Genomic DNA, 20,217 nt, shown 5'->3' with positions numbered 1-20,217 from the left:
TTCGCTGCGGTCGTGACCTCCGCCGTCTCCCACAGAAGATACGGTGTCAGTTACGGCTGAACTTGCCGCACCTGATTCTCCAACTCCTGTTTAAAGCCGGGCTCCAGCTTCAGCTGTTTCGCCAGTTCATCCAGATAAGCACGCTCCATGAAGTGCTCTTCATCGACCATCATCACACTGGCCAGGTACATCTCGGCGGCGATTTCCGGGGTGCGTGCGGATCGGGCGACTTCCGCGGGGTCCAGCGGCTTGTTCAATTCGATGTGCAGCCATTGCTGCAGGTCCTGATCCCCGGTAATGCGAGTAAATTCGCCCTCGATCAACTGACGCTCGTTGGCATCGACGTGACCATCCGCCTTGGCTGCCGCGACCAGCGCACGCAGGATGGCCTCGCTGTGCTGCTCGACTTGGGCGGGAGGAACCCGGTCCACAGTCTGCGGTTCCGACTGTGGCGCCTGCCCCTGATACGCCTGCCAGTTGCCGTAGGCCTTGTAAGCCAGCACGCCCAAGGCTGCCAGCCCGCCATACGTCAGCGCCTTGCCGCCGATCTTGCGTGCGCTCTTGTTGCCCAACAGCAAACCCATGGCGCCAGCTGCCAACGCCCCACCTCCGGCACCCGAGAGAAAACCCCCAAGGTTGCCGCCGCCCACCTTGCCCAACAAGTCGTTGAGCCCGCCCTGCGCGCCTTTATTTTGAGTACCTGATTGTCCAGCCCCGCCCGCCTTGCTCTGCAGCAGGTCCTGACCGGATTTCAACAGTTGATCGAGTAAGCCACGGGTATTCATGAAAACCTCCTGAGAACGGTTAAGCGATCCGACCCGCAGGGTAAGTCGAAGTCTCGGCAGCCAGATTTCAGGTGTGCTTCCAGATGTTACCGGTCAAAACCACGAGCCTCGCCGACCCTCAGGAAAAACGATATACACTCGCCCTATTCTAAAAAACCAAGCGAGTCGCCGCCTGATGATGACGTTACGCCAGATTCGCCACTTCATCGCCGTAGCCGAAACCGGGTCGATATCAGCGGCCGCCCAAGCGGTGTTCATTTCCCAGTCGACGTTGACCCTGGCCATCCAGCAACTCGAAGAAGAGATCGGCGTGAGCCTGTTCAGCCGCCACGCCAAGGGCATGACGCTGACCCACCAGGGCCATCAGTTCCTGCGTCAGGCCCATGTGATTCTCGCTACTGTGGAGAACGCCAAGCGCAGCCTGCAACAAGGCGCCGATCAAGTCGCCGGGCAGTTGATCATCGGCGTGACCAGTCTGGTGGCAGGCTACTATCTGGCCGACCTGCTGATACGCTTTCAGCGTGCTTATCCAAATGTCGACATCCGGGTGATGGAAGACGAGCGGCCCTATATCGAGCATTTGTTGGTCAGTGGGGAAATCGATGTCGGCGTGCTGATTCTGTCGAACCTCGAAGACCGGCATGCCTTGCAGACTGAAGTCCTGACCCACTCGCCGCACCGACTCTGGCTGCCCGCGCAGCATCCTTTGCTTGAACACGACAGCATCAACCTGGCCGACGTGGCGCGTGAGCCGTTGATTCAACTCAATGTCGATGAGATGGGCATGAATGCCCAGCGGGTATGGGCTCGCGCCGGACTGCAGCCCAAGGTCACGCTGCGTACAGCGTCGACCGAAGCGGTTCGTAGCCTGGTAGCAGCGGGGCTGGGGGTATCGATCCAGCCAGACATGACTTACCGGCCGTGGTCACTGGAAGGCGACATCATCGAAGCACGACCCATTGCTGACCTGACCCAGACCCTGGACGTCGGCCTGGCCTGGCGCCGCGGCACTGCCCGCCCCTCTCTCGTTGACCCGTTTCTCAGCGTGGCACGCGAACAACCGCATCCCGGACGCAGGCCATCGATTTAATCGAACGCTGCGTTCAGTATTAAGAATTTGTCGAGATCTGGGTGTGGCACTAGGCTTTGAGGCTTGGAAACTGAGTTGTTTCAGAATATTTGACTCGATCACAGATCAGCGAATAACAAACTCGATACAAGGAAGCTCGAACAATGGCTGGTGCAACAACCCCTCAACTGTTCACCTCACTGCTGATCGACGGTGAACTGGTCGCAGGCCAGGGGGTTGTCGAACCGATCCTCAATCCCGCTACTGGCGAGGTATTGACCCGCATCGCCGAAGCCAGCACCGAGCAGGTCGAGAACGCGATCCTCGCCGCCAACCGAGCCTTCACCGGTTGGTCGCGCACCACTCCGCAACAACGCTCCAACATTCTCTTGAGCATCGCCGATGCCATCGAAAAGAACGCCGATCACCTTGCCCGTCTGGAATCGCTGAACTGCGGCAAGCCCCTGCATCTGGCGCGTCAGGATGATCTGAGCGCCACGGTCGATGTGTTCCGCTTCTTCGCCGGCGCCGTGCGCTGCCAGACCGGGCAACTGTCAGGCGAATACGTGCCGGGCTATACCAGCATGGTGCGCCGCGATCCGATTGGCGTGGTGGCGTCGATTGCGCCGTGGAACTACCCGATCATGATGGCGGCCTGGAAGATCGCCCCGGCACTGGCAGCGGGTAATACGCTAGTGTTCAAGCCTTCGGAGCACACCCCATTGTCGATCCTCGCTCTGGCGCCGGTATTCGCCGACCTGTTGCCCAACGGCGTAATCAACATCGTTTGCGGCGGTGGCGAAGGCGTCGGCAGCCATCTGGTCAGCCACCCAAAAGTACGCATGGTCTCGCTGACCGGCGATATCGTCACCGGGCAAAAAATCCTCCAGGCCGCCGCCAAAACCCTGAAGCGCACCCACCTGGAACTGGGCGGCAAGGCGCCGGTGATCGTCTGCAACGACGCCGACATCGCGGCCGTGGTCGAGGGCGTGCGCACTTACGGCTACTACAACGCAGGCCAGGACTGCACCGCCGCCTGCCGCATCTACGCTCAGGCCGGGATTCACGACAAGCTGGTCGCTGAACTCGGCGCTGCCGTCAGCAGTTTGCGATTTGCCGGCAAGCGTGATGCCGATAATGAGATCGGGCCGTTGATCAGCGTTCGCCAGCGCGACCGGGTGGCCAGTTTTGTCGAACGCGCATTGAGCCAGCCGCACATCGAACGCATCACCGGCGCGGCCGTGCATTCGGGCCCCGGCTTCTTCTATCAGCCGACGTTGCTCGCCGGCTGCAAACAGGGCGATGAAATCGTCCAGCGCGAAGTGTTCGGCCCCGTGGTGACGGTTACGCGCTTCGACGAGCTATCCCAAGCCGTGGACTGGGCCAACGACTCCGAATACGGCCTGGCGTCGTCGATCTGGACCCAGAATATGGACAAGGCCATGCAAGTCGCCGCGCGCCTGCAGTACGGCTGCACCTGGATCAACAGCCATTTCATGCTGGTCAGCGAAATGCCCCATGGCGGTTTGAAACGCTCGGGTTACGGCAAAGACCTGTCCACCGATTCGCTTCAGGACTACAGCGTGGTGCGCCACATCATGGCCCGACACGGCAACGACCTGACCTGAGAGGCAGAGCAACTTCAGCTTTACCGAACATCGCTACGCTAATAAGAGCTTGAAACAAGCACGCTTCACCGGATCACCGTTCAAAACTGCCCCGACCATAATTTGAAAAAGAGGGAACCCCACCATGTCAGTACATAAGACTGCGCTCCTGAGCGCCGTGATCACCGCGTTGTTCGCCAGCGGCGCCCTGCAGGCGGCCGAAACGCTCAAGGCTGTCGGCAATGGCGAAGGCCAGCTGGATATCGTGGCATGGCCGGGTTACATCGAACGGGGCGAAAGCGACAAGGCCTATGACTGGGTCACCGGTTTCGAGAAGGAGACCGGGTGCAAGGTCAATGTGAAGACCGCCGCGACCTCCGACGAGATGGTCAGCCTGATGACCAAGGGCGGCTATGACCTGGTGACTGCCTCCGGCGATGCATCGTTGCGCCTGGTGGCCGGCAAGCGGGTGCAGCCGATCAACACCGATCTGATCCCCAACTGGAAATCCCTCGACCCACGCCTCAAAGACGGCCCGTGGTACACCGTCAACAAGCAAACCTATGGCACGCCTTATCAGTGGGGCCCGAACGTGCTGATGTACAACACCAACGTGTTCAAGACGCCGCCGGTGAGCTGGAGCGTGGTGTTCGAGCCGCAGGATCTGCCTGACGGCAAGCCGAACAAGGGCCGCGTACAGGCCTATGACGGCCCGATCTACATCGCCGACGCGGCGTTGTATCTGAAGACCAAAAATCCTGAGCTGAAAATCGAAGACCCGTACCAACTGACTGAAACCCAGTACAAGGCCGTGCTTGATCTGTTGCGCGCCCAGCACCCGCTGGTGCACCGCTACTGGCATGACGCAACCGTGCAGATGAGCGACGTGAAAAACGAAGGCGTCGCTGCATCCAGTTCGTGGGGTTACATGGTCAACGGTCTGGTGGCCGACAAACAGCCGGTGGCTTCGACCATCCCCCAGGAAGGCGCCACCGGTTGGGCCGACACCACCATGCTGCACGCCGACGCCAAGCACCCGAACTGCGCCTACAAGTGGATGGACTGGTCGCTGCAACCGAAAGTCCAGGGCGACGTCGCCGCCTGGTTCGGCTCGCTGCCGGTGGTGCCTGCGGCGTGCAAGGGCAGTGAACTGCTGGGCGCCGAAGGCTGTGCTACCAACGGCTTCGACCTGTTCGACAAGATCGCCTTCTGGAAAACCCCACAGGCCGAGGGCGGCAAGTACGTGCCGTACAGCCGCTGGACCCAGGATTACATCGCGATCATGGGTGGGCGTTAACCCCTTCCGGGGTGCCATTGATCGTTCCCACGGTCCGCGTGGGAACGCAGCCCATGACGCTCTGCGTCAACCCGGCACAGACGCAGAGCATCCGAAGATGCATTCCCACGCTGAGCGTGGGAACGATCATGAAGGAAGGCATTGCTCCGCCCTGTAGCGGTCCGGCTTGCCGGCGGCTGCGATCTTGCGGCCGTCACCGCCGGCAAGCCGTGCTGCTACAGAGCGTTCGCTTCCCCTGCATTTCAGCTTCACCTGGCGAACCCGCTGCGACGGCGTTCGCTTTCAATTGAGGTTTCACCATGACCCTTGCAGTCCAGTTCACCCACGTTTCCCGTCAGTTCGGCGAAGTGAAAGCCGTTGACCGGGTTTCCATCGACATCAAGGACGGCGAGTTCTTTTCCATGCTCGGCCCATCGGGTTCGGGCAAGACCACATGTCTGCGCCTGATTGCAGGCTTCGAACAACCCAGCGCTGGCTCCATCCGCATTCATGGCGAAGAAGCCGCCGGGCTGCCGCCGTATCAGCGCGATGTGAACACCGTATTCCAGGACTACGCGCTGTTCCCGCACATGAACGTTCGCGACAATGTCGCCTACGGCCTGAAGGTCAAAGGCGTGGGCAAAAGCGAGCGTCTGGCCCGAGCCGAAGAAGCCCTGAGCATGGTTGCGCTGGGCGGCTACGGCGATCGCAAACCGGTGCAACTCTCGGGTGGGCAACGTCAGCGTGTGGCCTTGGCTCGCGCACTGGTCAACCGCCCCCGCGTGCTATTGCTGGACGAACCCCTCGGCGCCCTCGACCTCAAACTGCGTGAACAGATGCAGAGCGAGCTGAAAAAGCTTCAGCGCCAACTGGGTATCACCTTCATTTTCGTCACCCATGATCAGACCGAAGCGCTGTCGATGTCGGATCGCGTAGCTGTGTTCAACAAGGGTCGCATCGAGCAGGTCGACACCCCGCGCAACCTGTACATGAAACCGGCCACCACCTTCGTCGCAGAATTCGTCGGTACCTCCAACGTGCTGCGTGGCGAACTGGCCGAACAGCTGAATGGCAATCCGAGCGCGTTCTCGATTCGTCCGGAGCACATACGCTTCGCTGAAGGCCCCGTCGGCAGTCACGAAATCGAAGTCAGCGGCCTGCTGCACGACATCCAATACCAGGGCAGCGCCACCCGCTACGAGCTGAAACTGGACAACGGCCAGACCCTCAGCGTCAGCCAGGCCAATACGCAATGGCTGGACACCAGCGCGCAGCATCAGACCGGCCAGCGCCTCACTGCACGCTGGGCGCGCGAGGCGATGATTCCACTGGCTGACACCGTAGCCGAGGCCCATTGAGATGAGCCAGACACTCGCCCATTCAGCGCCGATGCCAGGGCAATCGCCCCTGCGGCGCTTCTCCAATCTGCTGTATCGACGGCCGAACCTGTACCTGTCGCTGTTGTTGATTCCACCCCTCCTGTGGTTCGGCGCGATCTACCTTGGCTCGCTCCTGACGCTGTTGTGGCAAGGGTTCTACACCTTCGACGACTTCAGCATGACGGTCACGCCGGACCTGACCCTCGCCAACTTCGGCGCGTTGTTCAATCCAGCCAACTTCGACGTGATTCAACGCACGCTGAGCATGGCCATCGTCGTCTCCATCGCCAGCGCCATCGTCGCCTTTCCCATCGCCTACTACATGGCGCGCTACACCACGGGCAAGACCAAGGCGTTCTTCTACATCGCGGTGATGATGCCGATGTGGGCCAGTTACATCGTCAAGGCCTACGCCTGGACCCTGCTGCTGGCCAAAGGCGGGGTAGCGCAGTGGTTCGTTCAACATCTTGGGCTGGAGCCGGTTTTGCAGTTGATTCTGGGGATACCCGGCATTGGTGGCAGCACCTTGTCGACCTCGCACCTGGGGCGATTCCTGGTCTTCGTCTACATCTGGCTGCCCTTCATGATTCTGCCGATTCAGGCTTCGCTGGAACGTCTGCCACCGTCGCTGCTGCAAGCGTCGGCCGATCTCGGCGCCAAGCCACGGCAAACCTTCATGCAGGTGATCCTGCCACTCTCGGTGCCGGGCATCGCCGCCGGTTCGATCTTCACCTTTTCGCTGACCTTGGGCGACTTCATCGTGCCGCAGCTGATCGGCCCACCGGGCTACTTCATCGGCAGCATGGTCTACGCCCAGCAAGGCGCCATCGGCAACATGCCGATGGCCGCGGCATTTACGCTGGTGCCGATCGTGCTGATCGCCATTTACCTGTCCATCGTCAAACGACTGGGGGCCTTCGATGCGCTCTGAGCCTTCCATAAAACAGGGTGATCAGGCCTCCTGGGGTCTCAAGATTGCCGCGTGGGGCGGGCTGGTGTTTTTGCACTTCCCGATCCTGATCATCTTCATGTACGCCTTCAATACCGAAGACGCGGCGTTCAGTTTCCCCCCTCAGGGCTTCACTCTGAAGTGGTTCAGCGTGGCGTTTTCACGGCCTGACGTACTGGAGTCGATCACTTTGTCGCTGCAGATCGCCTGCGTTGCCACGCTGATCGCAATCGTGCTCGGGACCTTGGCGTCTGCGGCGTTGTATCGGCGGGACTTCTTTGGCAAAGACGGCATTTCGCTGATGCTGATCCTGCCCATCGCCCTGCCTGGCATCATCACGGGTCTGGCCCTGCTGTCGGCGTTCAAGACGCTGGGCATCGAACCGGGGATGTTCACCATCATCGTCGGCCACGCGACGTTCTGTGTGGTGATCGTCTACAACAACGTCATCGCCCGCCTGCGGCGCACGTCCCACAGCCTGATCGAAGCCTCGATGGACCTCGGCGCCGACGGCTGGCAGACCTTCCGCTACATCATCATGCCCAATCTTGGCTCGGCGCTGCTGGCTGGCGGCATGCTCGCATTCGCGTTGTCGTTCGACGAAATCATCGTCACCACCTTTACCGCAGGTCACGAACGCACGCTGCCGATCTGGCTGCTTAACCAACTCAGTCGCCCACGGGATGTACCAGTGACCAACGTCGTCGCGATGCTGGTGATGATCGTGACCATGCTGCCGATTCTCGGCGCCTATTACCTGACGCGTGGCGGTGAAAGCGTCGCCGGCAGTGGCGGCAAATGATGAATCTTATAACGACCGGACGCTCCCACCGTATTTCCGAACGCTTCAAGACGAGGACAACAACAATGCAAACCAAACTGCTGATCAACGGCCAACTGGTCGCCGGTGAAGGTCCCGCGCAGCCTGTGTTCAACCCTGCATTGGGCCGGGTGCTGGTAGAAATCGCCGAGGCCACCGAGGCGCAGGTCGACACTGCCGTGCGCGCCGCCGATGCCGCCTTTGAAAGCTGGTCGCAGACCGCGCCGAAAGACCGTTCGCTGCTGCTGTTGAAACTGGCCGACGCCATCGATGAAAACGCCGAAGAACTGGCGAAACTTGAATCGGACAACTGCGGCAAGCCTTACCACGCAGCGTTGAACGACGAGCTTCCGGCGATTGCCGACGTGTTCCGTTTCTTCGCGGGGGCCAGCCGCTGCATGAGCGGCTCGGCCGCCGGTGAATATCTGCCAGGCCACACCTCAATGATTCGTCGCGATCCGGTAGGCGTGATCGCCTCGATTGCGCCGTGGAACTACCCATTGATGATGGTCGCCTGGAAGATCGCCCCGGCGCTGGCCGCAGGCAACACCGTGGTGCTCAAGCCTTCTGAGCAAACGCCACTGACCGCGCTGCGTCTGGTTGAACTGGCCAACGATATCTTCCCCGCCGGCGTACTGAACCTGGTGTTCGGTCGCGGCCAGACGGTCGGCAATCCGCTGGTGACTCATCCCAAGGTGCGCATGGTCTCGCTGACCGGCTCCATCGCGACTGGTTCGCACATCATTTCCAGCACCGCCGACAGCGTTAAACGCATGCATATGGAGCTGGGCGGCAAGGCGCCGGTGATCATCTTCGACGACGCCGACATCGACGCCGCCGTCGAAGGCATTCGCACCTTCGGCTTCTACAACGCCGGCCAAGACTGCACCGCCGCATGTCGTATCTATGCGCAGAAAGGTATCTACGAGAAGTTCGTGCAGAAGCTTGGCGAAGCGGTGAGCAGCATCAAGGTCGGGCAGCAGGACGATCCTGAAACCGAGCTGGGGCCATTGATCACCGCGCAACATCGCGACCGCGTGACGGGCTTCGTCGAACGCGCCGTTGCCCAGTCGCACATTCGTCTGATCACGGGTGGCAAGGCCATCGAAGGCAATGGTTTCTTCTTCCAGCCAACAGTGATTGCCGACGCGCAACAGGATGACGAAATCGTCCGTCGCGAGGTGTTCGGGCCAGTGGTGTCGGTGACTCAATTCGAAGATGAAGCGCAGGTCTTGGGTTGGGCCAACGACTCGGATTACGGCCTGGCCTCGTCGGTCTGGACTCATGACGTGGGCCGCGCTCATCGCATGTCTGCACGCCTGCAATACGGCTGCACCTGGGTGAACACGCACTTCATGCTGGTCAGCGAAATGCCCCACGGCGGGCAGAAGTTGTCCGGCTACGGCAAGGACATGTCCATGTACGGGCTGGAGGATTACACCACTGTTCGGCATGTGATGTTCAAGCACTGATCTGAACCTGATCGTTCCTACGCCCGCGTGGGAATGCAGCCGGTGACGCTCTGCGTCACACCGTGGACGCGGAGCGTCCTGGGAGGCGTTACCACGCAGAGCGTGGTAACGATCAGCCAACTCAACAAAGCTTTCACCCGCAACTGCTTTTAAAACAATAACCACCGACCGGGTTGTGCTCCGCTGCACAGCCACGGGCTCGGCCATCCGAAATCTGCCGATTTCCTGGAGAAACATCCATGAGCAGCATCCCCGTTCCACCGGCCGCCGACAGCGACGCCGAACAACTGAGAAAGCTGGGCTACACCTCCAACTTCAACCGCAGCATGAGCCTGTGGGAAAACTTCGCCCTGGGCTTCACCTACCTCTCGCCCGTGGTAGGCGTTTACACCCTGTTCGGCCTGTGCCTGGCCGCTGGCGGCCCGCCGATGTTCTGGGCATATTTGCTGGTCGGCATCGGGCAGATGCTGGTGTGCCTGATATTCGGTGAGGTGGTCTCGCAGTTCCCGATTTCCGGTGGCGTCTATCCATGGGCGCGCCGTCTGGTGGGCAAACGCTGGGCGTGGATGGTCGGCTGGGTCTATTCCATCGCCCTGTGTGTAACCATCGCCGCCGTCGCGGTCGGCGCCGGTCCATATCTGGCGGCCATGCTGGGCTTTGACCCTAGCGCCAACACCAATATCGTCATCGCGCTGGTGCTGACGCTGTTCGCCACTATCGTCAACCTGAGCGGCACCAAAGTGCTGTCGCGCATCGCCATGTTCGGCTTTCTCTGCGAGCTGATCGGCGCGGTACTGGTCGGCGGTTATCTGCTGATCTTCGAACGTCATCAGCCGCTGAGCGTGTTCTTCAACACCTTCGATATTCGCATTGACGGCTCTTACCTGCCCGCTTTCCTCACCGCGTCGCTGGCGGGGATGTTCCTGTATTACGGCTTCGAGGCCTGCGGTGACGTTGCCGAAGAGACGCCGAACCCGAGCAAGCAGATTCCCCGTGCCATGCGCATGACCATCTGGATCGGTGGCGCTGCGGCAATGTTCGCCTGCCTGGCGCTGATCCTCGCCGTACCGGACATGAACGCCGTGATCAACGGCACGGACAAGGACCCGGTCACCACCATCCTGAGCATGGCGTTCGGCGTGACCGGTTCCAAAGTGGTGATGGGCATCGTGATGGTCTCGTTCATCTCCTGCGTCATCAGCCTGCAAGCCGCCGCCAGCCGTCTGCTGTACGCCTATGCACGAGACGAAATGATCGTTGGCAGCGACCTGCTCAAACGCATCTCGCCCAACACCCAGGTCCCGGTCGCCGCGCTGTTCGTGTCCGGCGTATTGCCCGCGATCATCATCTGTCTGGGTTTCGTGCTGCAAGACGCCGTCGCCACCATCGTCAGCTTCGCCGCCATCGGCATTTACCTCGCCTTCCAGATGATCGTCCTCGCAGCCCTGTTCGCACGCACCAAGGGATGGATCCCGAGCGGCCAGTTCAGCCTGGGTAAATGGGGCTGGCCGGTGAACATCGGCGCGCTGGTCTACGGCGTGCTGGCCATCATCAACATGGCTTGGCCACGCACACCCCACGCCGCCTGGTACATCAACTACTCGATGGTCCTGACCACCGTGATCGTTATCGGCCTGGGGCTGGTGTACATGTGGATCGGCAAACCGTACGACCACGGCACTGCGCCGGCTGGGGATGCGTGGAAGACGGGGATGTAGCCTGACGTCGGGCTGTGGAAGATTCAGAAGTTGGAGCACGCACCAGTCTCTCTTTCCTACAGCCCGCCCGTTGGCTATGATCGCGCGGTATCATATTTTGATACCATGAACAGCCGACAACACAGCACCTTAAAAATGATCTATTCCAGGCAAGTACCTACCAGTCTGGAATGGAGCCGAATTGAATCGATATTCCTCGCGCTGGGTGCCAGGACTATTGAGGGAAACGGGTCTCGAGTTCGGTTTGAACTCAATGGTGTGGTGGCAACATTCCACCGCCCGCACCCAGAGAAGGAGGCCAAGCCATATCAGGTTCGCGATGCGCGGGCATTCCTCCAGCAAGCAGGAGTTACCCCATGAACATCATGCATTACAAGGGCTATTCAGCCCGCATCAATTACAGCGACGAAGACAGTCTCTTCGTCGGCCATGTCGCGGGGATACGCGATGTCATCGGCTTTCACGGTGAATCAGTCAAAGAACTGCGTGCAGCATTCGAGGAGGCTGTCGACGACTACCTCCAGACCTGCTCTCGTCTCGGTCGTGAGCCACAGAAAACCTATTCAGGGAAATTGAGCCTGCGCTTGGAGCCTGCCCTGCACGCGTCAATCGCCTGCAAAGCCGAACTTGCTCACAAGAGCATCAACCAGTGGGTCAGCGACCTGATCTGCCATGCCGCACAAGCTGATTAGAATTTGATATCACCACGCAACCCCTGCGCATTTCGATGGTCAATCCATTTGACGCGGCTTCGAAATCGCAGAGGGGTTTTGCTATTCGTATGAATTGGCATAATCTTACAAGACGATTTGATAACCCTTCATTTGGATATTAAGGGTGAGGATTTCCTTTCCGGCTCCGTACACTGTTTCCCTCTGACTGGAGCTGTCCCGTTGACCAGATATCCGCGCTTTCCCGCAGGTGACAGTGAGGCAGGTCGCGCCATCATGGGAATCGACTGGAGCACGTCGACGCTGGGGCCAATGGAGCAATGGCCAGCGGCGCTGAAGATTCATCTGAACCTGATCCTCAATTCTCCTGAGTCGATGTACCTGATCTGGGGCCCGGATCTGCTGTTTTTTCACAACGATGCCTATGCCCCGATTCTCGGCCCACGCATAGAGAAAGCCATGGGCGCGCGCATGCAGGAGCTGTGGTCGGACGTGTGGGACCAAGTCCAGCCCTACGCCGAGAACGCATTGCGCGGCATCCCCTACGAGTGCGAAGACCTGCCGCTGACAATGGCGCGCTACGGCGAAATCGAGCGTACCTGGTGGTCATTCACGTTCTCGCCGATGATCGATGAGCACAATGAAGTGGTGGGCATGTTCTGCGTGACCAACGAGACCACGCGACGTGTGCTCGACCAGCGCGCGTTGAAGGCCAGCGAACAGCGTCGGCTGGATCTGATCGCTGACCTCGAACGGCAGGTGATCGAGCGTGCTCACGAACGCGGCCTGACGTGGCAGGTAAGCCCGGACCTGTTGTCGGTGATGAGCGCGGATCTGCACTTCGAAACGACCAACCCGGCCTGGCGACTGGCGCTTGGCTGGTCGGATGAGGAGCTGTCAGGATTTGCCTTTGCCGACCTGCTTCACCCTGATGACGTCTCCCGTAGCCAACACGCGTTGGCTGCGCTGGCAAAAAATCATCCGGTCCTGAACCTGGAAAACCGTTACCGACGCAAGGATGGCAGCTATCGCTGGCTGTCCTGGGTCGCGGTTCCGGAAGGCGGCAAGATGTATTGCAGCGCCCGGGACATCACCAGCGAGAAGCAGCAGGCCGAGGAACTGGCGACCAAGACCGCCGAGCTGAACTGCCTCTGGGACATATCTCCCGATTTGTTGACGATGGTGGATTTCAACGGGATCTTTCTGCAGATCAACCCGGCGTGGTCAGCCGTGCTGGGCTATCAGCCCGCCGACCTGATCGGCAAGCATGTGATGGACCTGGCCCATCCCGATGACCTCAAGGCCACCGAAGCCGCCCTGGGCCAGGCCCTCGACGACACGCTCCCGCTGTTCGAAAACCGCTATCGCCACAAGGACGGCAGCTACCGCTGGATCGGCTGGACAGCCGCATCCGACAACGGCGTGATCTTCGCCCTCGGCAAGCACATGACCGCTGAAAAGGAGCGTTCCGAAGCGCTGCGTACGGCAGAGGAAGCGCTGCGTCAGGCGCAGAAAATGGAAGCGGTCGGGCAGCTCACCGGCGGCCTGGCGCATGACTTCAACAATCTGCTGATGGGGGTCAGCGGCAACATCGAATTGCTGAAGAATCGTGTCGCCAAAGGTCGCACTGAAGACCTGGGGCGCTATATCAACGCCTCGCTCGAAGGTCTGCGCAGGGCCGCCGCGTTGACCCACCGCCTGCTGGCATTTTCACGCAGGCAAACCCTCGATCCAAAGCCCACCGATGTCGACCGACTCGTTGAAGGTATGGCCGAGCTGATCCGCCGCACGGTCGGTCCGTCGATTGCCATGGATGTGATCGCCACCCGAGAGTTGTGGCCGACGCTGGTCGACCCGCATCAACTCGAAAACTCGCTGCTCAATCTCTGCCTCAATGCCCGGGATGCGATGCCCGATGGCGGGCAATTGTTGATCGAGAGCAGCAACAGGGATCTCGAGCTGGATGAAGCTCGAGAGCTCGAACTCCCCGCTGGGCAATACGTGGCGCTGTGCGTCAGCGACAACGGTAGCGGTATGACCAGCGAGGTGGTCAAGCGTGCCTTCGATCCATTCTTCACGACCAAACCCATCGGCATGGGGACCGGCCTGGGCCTGTCGATGATTTACGGGTTTGCTCGCCAGTCGGGCGGCGGCGTACACATCCATTCCACCCCCGGACGAGGCTCGCAGGTTTGCATTTATCTGCCCGCCTTCACGGAGACCGTCGCGCCATCGACCGACGAGCCGAGCCAACATGAGCCGCTTGCTCATGTGGCCGGAGGCGAGACGGTGCTGGTCGTCGATGACGAACCGTCCGTGCGTGCGCTGATGGCAGAAGTGCTGAGCGATCAAGGCTATCGCGTGCTGGAAGCCGATACCGGCGCGGTGGCTTTGCAGATTCTGCAGACGCGGCAAACCATTGATTTGCTGGTCTCGGATGTTGGGCTACCGGGGGGCATGAACGGCCGACAACTGGCCGACGCCGCCCGCTCGCTGCGACCGGATCTCAAGGTGCTGTTCGTCACCGGTTACGCGGAAAACGCGGCACTGGGCAATGGCCGGCTGGCCCCGGGCATGCACGTGCTGACCAAGCCGTTTTCGATTCCGGCGCTTAGTGAGCGGGTCAAGGGGTTGTTGGAGGGGTGAGTTCGCGCAGGATGTCGCATTGCCTGCGCTGGCATTTTCGCGAGCAAGCTCCCTCCCCCGGCCTTCGGCCAGAATCTCGTCCGGTGGGATTGCAGCTGCGTTTACCCCGACGGCGCAACATGCCTGGCACAAAACCTGTGGGAGGAAGCTTGCTCGCGAAGGCACAGATCAGTCATCAAAATGATGATTGATTCACCGCATCCGCCAGCACGCCGCCTCCCAAGCTTGGGGCAAAACAGCGATCGTGACGAGCGCTCTTAATCCCGTAAGTCCGACTCATGAATCGGCTGATCCCGATGGGTTGCCCGTTGATACTGCGCTGGCCATACCGCCTTGCGTCCGCCCAGATCATCATCGGCGTGCAGTGGCCAGTACGGATCACGCAGCAGCTCGCGCGCCAGCAAGATAAGGTCGGCCTGACCGGTGCGCAGAATGGTGTCGGCCTGGAACGGCTCGGTGATCATGCCCACCGTCCCGGTGGCGATTCCGGACTCACTACGCACGCGGCCGGCGAACTCAGTCTGATAACCCGGCCCGACCGGAATTTCGGCATTGGCCGCAGTCCCGCCGGACGACACATCGATCAGGTCCACACCCAGTGCCTTCAAGCGTTTGGCCAGCTCGACCGTTTCATCAGGATTCCAGCCATCTTCCACCCAGTCAGTCGCCGAAACGCGCACGAACAGCGGCAGCTCTTCAGGCCACACAGCGCGCACAGCCTCGGTCACCTCAAGTGTCAGACGAATGCGGTTTTCGAACGAGCCGCCGTATTGGTCACGGCGCTGGTTGCTCAGTGGCGACAGAAACTGATGCAGCAGATAACCATGGGCGGCGTGGATTTCCACTACCTTGAAACCCGCCGTCAGCGCGCGTTTGGCCGCATCGACGAAGGCCTGGATGACCTTCTGAATCTGAGCTTCTTCCAGCGGTGTCGGCGGCGTGTGCTGCGGGTCAAAGGCGATCTTCGAAGGGCCCCACGGAATCCAGCCGCCGTCGTCCGGCTTGATGCTGCCGTGCTTGCCCAGCCATGGGCGCCAGGTGCTGGCCTTGCGACCGGCGTGGGCCAGTTGAATCCCGGCTATCGCACCCTGAGCGGTGATGAATCGGGTAATGCGTTGCAGCGGCTCGATCTGCTCGTCGTTCCAGATGCCGAGGTCTTCCGGGGTGATGCGGCCGTCCTGAGTCACAGCCGCCGCTTCGGTGAAAATCAGCCCGGCACCGCCCACGGCCCGGCTGCCCAGGTGGACCAGATGCCAGTCATTGGCCAGACCGTCGACGCAGCAGTACTGACACATCGGGGATACCGCGATGCGGTTGAGAAAGGTCAATTGGCGAAGGGTGTAAGGTTCAAGCAGCAGGCTCATGGTCACCTCTGAAGTCGACGTGAAGGTTCCTTTGTTCTGAACCTTGAGCCTAGTCGACAACCCATGAGAAGTGACAGTTCCTGCTGCCATGCATCGGGCCGGTCAGCGCGGTGAAATATGCGCCACCATCAACTGCACGGTTTCATTGCCACGAAACTCGTTCAGATCCAGCTTGTACGCCAGCTCGACCCAGCGAATGCCCGGATTGGGCCAGACGTCGCGATCGATGCTGAACGCGATGCCATCGAGCTTGACGGTGCCGCATTCGGTCTTGAGCACCATCTTCAGATGCCGCTCGCCGACGATACGCTGCTCCACCAACTGGAACACGCCATGAAACAGTGGCTCCGGAAAATGCTGGCCCCAGGGCCCGGCGTTGCGCAGCGCGCGTGCCAGCTCCAGGTGAAACTCCTCGACCGCCAGCGTGCCGTCCGACAGCAGACGACCGGTCAAATCCTCTTCCTTGAGCTGCCGGCGCACTTCGTCATCGAAGGCTTCGGCGAACGCGGGGAAATTCGCTTGCGGCAACGAAAGCCCCGCCGCCATGGCGTGGCCGCCGAACTTGCTGATCAACTCAGGATGCCTGGCTGCCACGGCATCCAGCGCATCGCGAATGTGAAAACCCGGAACGGAACGCGCCGAGCCTTTCAACACACCTTCTCCCGCACTGGCAAAGGCGATGGTCGGGCGGTGATAGCGTTCTTTCAGCCGTGAAGCGAGGATGCCGATTACCCCCTGGTGCCATTCGGCTTCGAACAAGCAAAGGCCGAACGGCATCGATTCAACCGGCAAATCCTTGAGCTGGGCGAGTGCTTCACGCTGCATCCCCTGCTCGATGGATTTGCGGTCCTGATTGAGCTCATCAAGCTGCACGGCCATTTCCCGCGCCAGCGTTTCGTCGTCGCAGAGCAGGCATTCGATACCCAGGCTCATGTCGTCCAGACGACCCGCCGCGTTCAGGCGAGGACCCAGGATGAAACCCAGATCGGTGGAGGTGATGCGCGAAGGTTCACGACGTGCGACTTCCAGAATCGCCCGCAGGCCCGGCCGCGCACGACCGGCCCGGATACGCATCAGGCCCTGGTGCACGAGGATGCGGTTGTTGGCGTCCAGCGGCACGACGTCTGCCACGCTGCCCAAGGCCACCAGATCGAGCAACTCGCCGAGGTTCGGCTGGGCACGGCCATTGGCCTCGAACCAGCCGATGTCACGCAAACGCGCGCGCAGGGCCATCAGGACGTAGAACATCACGCCCACTCCGGCCAATGCCTTGCTCGGGAACGTACAGCCAGGCTGATTGGGATTGACGATAGCGTCGGCGGCGGGCAACTCGTGGCCGGGCAAATGGTGGTCGGTGACCAGCACCTGCAAGCCAGCGGCCTTGGCAGCGGCGACGCCCTCTACGCTGGAAATGCCGTTATCCACGGTCATCAACAGCTCAGGCTGACGCTCAAGGGCGACCTGGACGATTTCCGGGGTCAGGCCGTAGCCGTACTCGAACCGGTTCGGCACCAGATAATCGACGTGGGCGGCACCCAGAAGACGCAAACCGAGCACGCCGACTGTACTGGCCGTCGCACCGTCGGCATCGAAATCGCCAACGATCAGGATGCGCTGGCGTTGCTGCAAAGCCGTCACCAGCAGGTCCACCGCCGCGTCGATACCCTTGAGTTGTTGATAGGGAATCAACCGCGCCAGCCCCTTGTCCAGCTCATCTTGCGACACCACACCGCGAGCGGCGTACAAACGGGTCAGCAAGGGCGGCAGATCGCCGAGAAAAGGCAGGGTGTCGGGCAACTGGCGTGGTTCGATGCGCATGCGGGTTCCGCTGATGTTCTTCGGTTGGAGCAGGTAAAGGTGTCGGAAGGAAAGAACCCGGCGATCAGCCGCGCTCGCCTGCCAGCCACTGCAATTGCACTTCGTGCTGGCCGCGATCGTCGGTGATGAAGATCGTGCCTTCGCTGATCATCACGTCCCACTTGATCACCCGTGGCATGTCCTTGGCCAGCGTCTCCAGTACTTCCTGAGGCACGGCGGCAATGTTCACATTCTTCAGGTTCTTGATCGCCGGCACGACCTTGCCCTCCCACACACGCAGGCTGCCGTAAGCCAGCAGACTGGTGCGCTCGGTGCGACGCGAGCACCAGGTCAGACGGTCAGCGTCCGGCTGGCCGACCTCGATCCAGTGCAGCACCCGATCATCCAGACTCTTTTCCCACAGGGCCGGCTCGTCCACATCGGACAGGCCACGGCCGAACGACAACTGCTCGCTGTACCAGAACGCGTAGGCCAGCAGACGCACGGTCATGCGCTCTTCGGTCTCCGAAGGATGACGGGCGATGGTTTGTTTGACGTTTTCGTAAACCCCGCGATCGAGGTCGGTGAGGTTCAGTTCGAATTTGTAGGTCGTGGACGGCTGGGCCATGAACGGGCTTCTAAAGACAGGAAAGGCGCCAAGTCTAACCGAAGCCGGACCTTTGAACGACCGAAGCCGATGATTGATCGGCCGACCCATGAAAATGAATACGCCGGACTTTCGCCCCGGTGCTTTACTCATCCGTGGGTAACGAGTGTTAAACAAATGATCCACAACGCCGATATGTTACTGCGAGACCCTCTAGCATGAAGTACACAGAGCGGCCCGTTGCGAATTCAGGCCACAGTGGTCGTGGTTGTGCGGGCTTGCGCCCCAGTCAGTTTTTTCGGGATTTACATCGACGGATGGTCAATCGTTACCCGCTTTCCGGCAAGGCCGGGCTTTTTGTGCTGCTTGTCACATCGATATTCAGCGCGGCCCCCGGCACTGCGCAAGCCAAGGAAACCCTGACCTGGGTCTTGCGTGATTTTCCGCCACTGACGATCTTCACAGGCCCGCAAACCGGCCAGGGTGCCATCGACAAGCTGATGCCTGAACTGATCGCGCGGATGCCCGAATACAATCACCAGATCATGCACGTCAACCGCGCTCGCGGCACACAAATGCTGCAAGACCCCGACGTATTCGCCTGCGATCCGACACTGCTGTGGACCCCGGAACGGGACAAGACCATCCTGTTTTCCATTCCCACTTACGCGACACCGGGCAATGGCATCACCATCGAGCGCAGCAACCATGAGCAGTTCGCACCGTTTCTGACTGCAGATGGTCATCTGGATCTGGCGGCCCTGCTAGCCAGTAACACCGTAAAGGTCGGCATCGTCGCCGAGCGCAGTTATGGGCCGGTGATCGACAAAATCATCCGCGGGGCCGTCCAGCAGGACAGCCTGATCCTGCATTACGGCAACGCCGCCGTGGGCAGCATGTTGCAGATGGAACGCATGGATCGTTTCCAGGCCATCATCAGTTACTGGCCCGAAGCGCGCTATCACGCGCAACAGCAAGGCATCCCGCTGGCAGAACTTGAATTCTTTGCGGTCAAGGATGCGCCGAAATATCAATTCGCCCACATCGGCTGCTCGAAGAACGACAAGGGACGCGCAGCCATGGAAATCATCAACCGGGAAATGCGCGTGCTGCGCACCACCAAACTGATTGGCTTCTATGCGCAGTGGATGGTCAAGAAAGAAGAATACCTGCGAGACGCGCAGACGTTTTTCGATGAGCCGGAAAACTGAAAGCGACAGGCAAAAAGAAACCCCGAGTAGCGGGGAGACTACTCGGGGTCAACCGTGGTCCTTCTTGGACCCGTACGGCAGGCAACAAAAACACCGGAGCACAATGCCTGCACCTGCCGTAATGGATAGGAGCCTACTCAACCGATAAGGTTCCCCAGGGCTCAGACAAATGCCCGACCGACGGTATCGACTTGTGACGCATTACGCATTGCCGCGATGACGCAAGGCTCGATGCGACCTTCAGCGACCATCAGGTCACGATGAAGGCCGTCGACGACGTCGGTCAGCTGGCGTTTGTCGCACAACTGGGCAGCGGAATAGACACGTTCGATCACGATCGCACCGGCTGCATTTCTCAGCGTCACCAGACGCTCACCATTAACACCGGCAGCCCCCAGGCTTGCCTGATAAGGTGCCAGTGCTTCGCTTAGCAGAAAGCTGATATTTTCCATCTGGATCACCACTCAACAGTTTGAATGCAAAGGTGCTTATCAATGACCACCGGCAGAAGCGGAAAGTTCTTTTTCACTTCAAGCGTTTACCGTAGCCGGGTGGTTGCCGCAGCCTGATCACTGGAGCATGCCTGCTGAATGTGACAGATAGAATTCTCCACTATTAAGCGCCGCAGTTGAGCTTTCGCCTTATCCGAGGGCCGTTACAATCGCAGCGTACGAGTCGGTTTCCTCGTCGCTCTGGATCTCTCGGTAGAGATCAATGGCCTGACGAACCGAATAGCGGCAAGGCGTGATCCGCGCCACATTAGCGGTACTCAGCGCTGTAGAAGCGCCGTGTTGTTCCCGACAACCTCTGTGTTCCTTGCAAGTCTGCATCGCTGACTCCAGTTTC

General features: G+C 60.3%; 17 protein-coding genes. 12 read left to right on the top strand and 5 right to left on the bottom strand.

What is annotated here, in order from left to right; all coding sequences use genetic code 11:
- Positions 1-50: 50 nt before the first annotated feature.
- A complete protein-coding gene (locus BWR59_RS11755) occupies positions 51-785 on the bottom strand; it encodes a tellurite resistance TerB family protein (RefSeq protein WP_081565801.1) in 735 nt (244 codons plus the stop codon).
- A 175-nt stretch (positions 786-960) separates the two neighbouring features.
- On the opposite strand from BWR59_RS11755, the gene BWR59_RS11750 reads away from it, so the two are divergent.
- The 11 genes from BWR59_RS11750 (at position 961) to BWR59_RS11700 (ending at position 14,392) form a co-directional block, all read left to right on the top strand.
- Positions 961-1,875 (top strand): LysR family transcriptional regulator, encoded by a 915-nt coding sequence (locus BWR59_RS11750; RefSeq protein ID WP_081565800.1) that lies wholly within the window; start codon positions 961-963, stop codon positions 1,873-1,875.
- Between the two features lie 143 nt (positions 1,876-2,018).
- Complete coding sequence (locus BWR59_RS11745; protein ID WP_081565799.1) at positions 2,019-3,482, top strand: gamma-aminobutyraldehyde dehydrogenase; 1,464 nt, start codon at positions 2,019-2,021, stop codon at positions 3,480-3,482.
- A gap of 124 nt (positions 3,483-3,606) precedes the next feature.
- Entirely contained in the window at positions 3,607-4,758 is a 1,152-nt protein-coding gene (ydcS, locus tag BWR59_RS11740) for a putative ABC transporter substrate-binding protein YdcS (RefSeq protein ID WP_081565798.1), read from the top strand.
- Positions 4,759-5,057: 299 nt separating this feature from the next.
- Positions 5,058-6,095 carry an ABC transporter ATP-binding protein gene (locus BWR59_RS11735; protein WP_081565797.1) on the top strand — a complete coding sequence of 346 codons (1,038 nt, stop codon included), beginning with the start codon at positions 5,058-5,060 and terminating at the stop codon, positions 6,093-6,095.
- A gap of 1 nt (position 6,096) precedes the next feature.
- Positions 6,097-7,047, top strand: coding sequence for an ABC transporter permease (locus BWR59_RS11730; RefSeq protein ID WP_230981995.1), 951 nt, complete (start codon positions 6,097-6,099; stop codon positions 7,045-7,047).
- The gene (locus BWR59_RS11725) at positions 7,037-7,867 is read left to right on the top strand and encodes an ABC transporter permease (protein ID WP_081565796.1); all 831 of its coding nucleotides are present in this window, start codon (positions 7,037-7,039) and stop codon (positions 7,865-7,867) included. Before BWR59_RS11730 ends, BWR59_RS11725 begins: the two co-directional genes overlap by 11 nt.
- A gap of 65 nt (positions 7,868-7,932) precedes the next feature.
- Positions 7,933-9,357 (top strand): gamma-aminobutyraldehyde dehydrogenase, encoded by a 1,425-nt coding sequence (locus BWR59_RS11720; RefSeq protein WP_081565795.1) that lies wholly within the window; start codon positions 7,933-7,935, stop codon positions 9,355-9,357.
- 239 nt (positions 9,358-9,596) lie between these two features.
- Positions 9,597-11,075 (top strand): amino acid permease, encoded by a 1,479-nt coding sequence (locus BWR59_RS11715; protein WP_081565794.1) that lies wholly within the window; start codon positions 9,597-9,599, stop codon positions 11,073-11,075.
- A gap of 105 nt (positions 11,076-11,180) precedes the next feature.
- Positions 11,181-11,435 carry a type II toxin-antitoxin system HicA family toxin gene (locus tag BWR59_RS11710; protein ID WP_081565793.1) on the top strand — a complete coding sequence of 85 codons (255 nt, stop codon included), beginning with the start codon at positions 11,181-11,183 and terminating at the stop codon, positions 11,433-11,435.
- Positions 11,432-11,767, top strand: coding sequence for a type II toxin-antitoxin system HicB family antitoxin (locus tag BWR59_RS11705; RefSeq protein WP_081565792.1), 336 nt, complete (start codon positions 11,432-11,434; stop codon positions 11,765-11,767). The genes BWR59_RS11710 and BWR59_RS11705 overlap by 4 nt, the downstream gene beginning before the upstream one ends.
- A gap of 255 nt (positions 11,768-12,022) precedes the next feature.
- Positions 12,023-14,392 (top strand): PAS domain-containing sensor histidine kinase, encoded by a 2,370-nt coding sequence (locus tag BWR59_RS11700; protein ID WP_081566029.1) that lies wholly within the window; start codon positions 12,023-12,025, stop codon positions 14,390-14,392.
- Between the two features lie 257 nt (positions 14,393-14,649).
- Here BWR59_RS11700 and BWR59_RS11695 read toward each other — a convergent pair whose 3' ends face one another.
- From BWR59_RS11695 to BWR59_RS11685, 3 genes are all read right to left on the bottom strand, one after another.
- The gene (locus tag BWR59_RS11695; RefSeq protein ID WP_081565791.1) at positions 14,650-15,756 is read right to left on the bottom strand and encodes an NADH:flavin oxidoreductase/NADH oxidase; all 1,107 of its coding nucleotides are present in this window, start codon (positions 15,754-15,756) and stop codon (positions 14,650-14,652) included.
- A 102-nt stretch (positions 15,757-15,858) separates the two neighbouring features.
- Positions 15,859-17,574, bottom strand: coding sequence for a single-stranded-DNA-specific exonuclease RecJ (recJ, locus tag BWR59_RS11690; RefSeq protein ID WP_081565790.1), 1,716 nt, complete (start codon positions 17,572-17,574; stop codon positions 15,859-15,861).
- Positions 17,575-17,638: 64 nt separating this feature from the next.
- Entirely contained in the window at positions 17,639-18,181 is a 543-nt protein-coding gene (locus BWR59_RS11685; protein WP_081565789.1) for a YaeQ family protein, read from the bottom strand.
- Positions 18,182-18,477: 296 nt separating this feature from the next.
- Here BWR59_RS11685 and BWR59_RS11680 point away from each other — a divergent pair, with 296 nt between their 5' ends.
- Positions 18,478-19,371, top strand: a complete 894-nt coding sequence (locus BWR59_RS11680; protein WP_081565788.1) for a TIGR02285 family protein — start codon at positions 18,478-18,480, stop codon at positions 19,369-19,371.
- 161 nt (positions 19,372-19,532) lie between these two features.
- Here the strand turns inward: BWR59_RS11680 and BWR59_RS11675 are convergent, their stop codons facing one another.
- Entirely contained in the window at positions 19,533-19,823 is a 291-nt protein-coding gene (locus BWR59_RS11675; protein WP_081565787.1) for a DUF3509 domain-containing protein, read from the bottom strand.
- Between the last annotated feature and the right edge of the window lie 394 nt (positions 19,824-20,217).

Source organism: Pseudomonas sp. Bc-h (assembly GCF_002080045.1).
Taxonomy (GTDB): Bacteria; Pseudomonadota; Gammaproteobacteria; order Pseudomonadales; family Pseudomonadaceae; genus Aquipseudomonas.
Note: the sequence above shows the minus strand (reverse complement) of the source record. Positions and strands in the feature narration are given on the sequence as shown.

Excerpts from the sequence above, each read along its gene's own strand:
- BWR59_RS11700 (WP_081566029.1), top strand. The coding sequence starts at position 12,023 with ATGGGAATCGACTGGAGCACGTCGACGCTGGGGCCAATGGAGCAATGG.
- BWR59_RS11705 (WP_081565792.1), top strand. The coding sequence starts at position 11,432 with ATGAACATCATGCATTACAAGGGCTATTCAGCCCGCATCAATTACAGC.
- BWR59_RS11710 (WP_081565793.1), top strand. The coding sequence starts at position 11,181 with ATGAACAGCCGACAACACAGCACCTTAAAAATGATCTATTCCAGGCAA.
- BWR59_RS11745 (WP_081565799.1), top strand. The coding sequence starts at position 2,019 with ATGGCTGGTGCAACAACCCCTCAACTGTTCACCTCACTGCTGATCGAC.
- BWR59_RS11675 (WP_081565787.1), bottom strand. The coding sequence starts at position 19,823 with ATGGAAAATATCAGCTTTCTGCTAAGCGAAGCACTGGCACCTTATCAG.
- BWR59_RS11680 (WP_081565788.1), top strand. The coding sequence starts at position 18,478 with ATGGTCAATCGTTACCCGCTTTCCGGCAAGGCCGGGCTTTTTGTGCTG.
- ydcS (WP_081565798.1), top strand. The coding sequence starts at position 3,607 with ATGTCAGTACATAAGACTGCGCTCCTGAGCGCCGTGATCACCGCGTTG.
- BWR59_RS11685 (WP_081565789.1), bottom strand. The coding sequence starts at position 18,181 with ATGGCCCAGCCGTCCACGACCTACAAATTCGAACTGAACCTCACCGAC.
- BWR59_RS11750 (WP_081565800.1), top strand. The coding sequence starts at position 961 with ATGATGACGTTACGCCAGATTCGCCACTTCATCGCCGTAGCCGAAACC.
- BWR59_RS11715 (WP_081565794.1), top strand. The coding sequence starts at position 9,597 with ATGAGCAGCATCCCCGTTCCACCGGCCGCCGACAGCGACGCCGAACAA.
- BWR59_RS11720 (WP_081565795.1), top strand. The coding sequence starts at position 7,933 with ATGCAAACCAAACTGCTGATCAACGGCCAACTGGTCGCCGGTGAAGGT.
- BWR59_RS11695 (WP_081565791.1), bottom strand. The coding sequence starts at position 15,756 with ATGAGCCTGCTGCTTGAACCTTACACCCTTCGCCAATTGACCTTTCTC.
- BWR59_RS11730 (WP_230981995.1), top strand. The coding sequence starts at position 6,097 with ATGAGCCAGACACTCGCCCATTCAGCGCCGATGCCAGGGCAATCGCCC.
- BWR59_RS11735 (WP_081565797.1), top strand. The coding sequence starts at position 5,058 with ATGACCCTTGCAGTCCAGTTCACCCACGTTTCCCGTCAGTTCGGCGAA.
- recJ (WP_081565790.1), bottom strand. The coding sequence starts at position 17,574 with ATGCGCATCGAACCACGCCAGTTGCCCGACACCCTGCCTTTTCTCGGC.
- BWR59_RS11725 (WP_081565796.1), top strand. The coding sequence starts at position 7,037 with ATGCGCTCTGAGCCTTCCATAAAACAGGGTGATCAGGCCTCCTGGGGT.
- BWR59_RS11755 (WP_081565801.1), bottom strand. The coding sequence starts at position 785 with ATGAATACCCGTGGCTTACTCGATCAACTGTTGAAATCCGGTCAGGAC.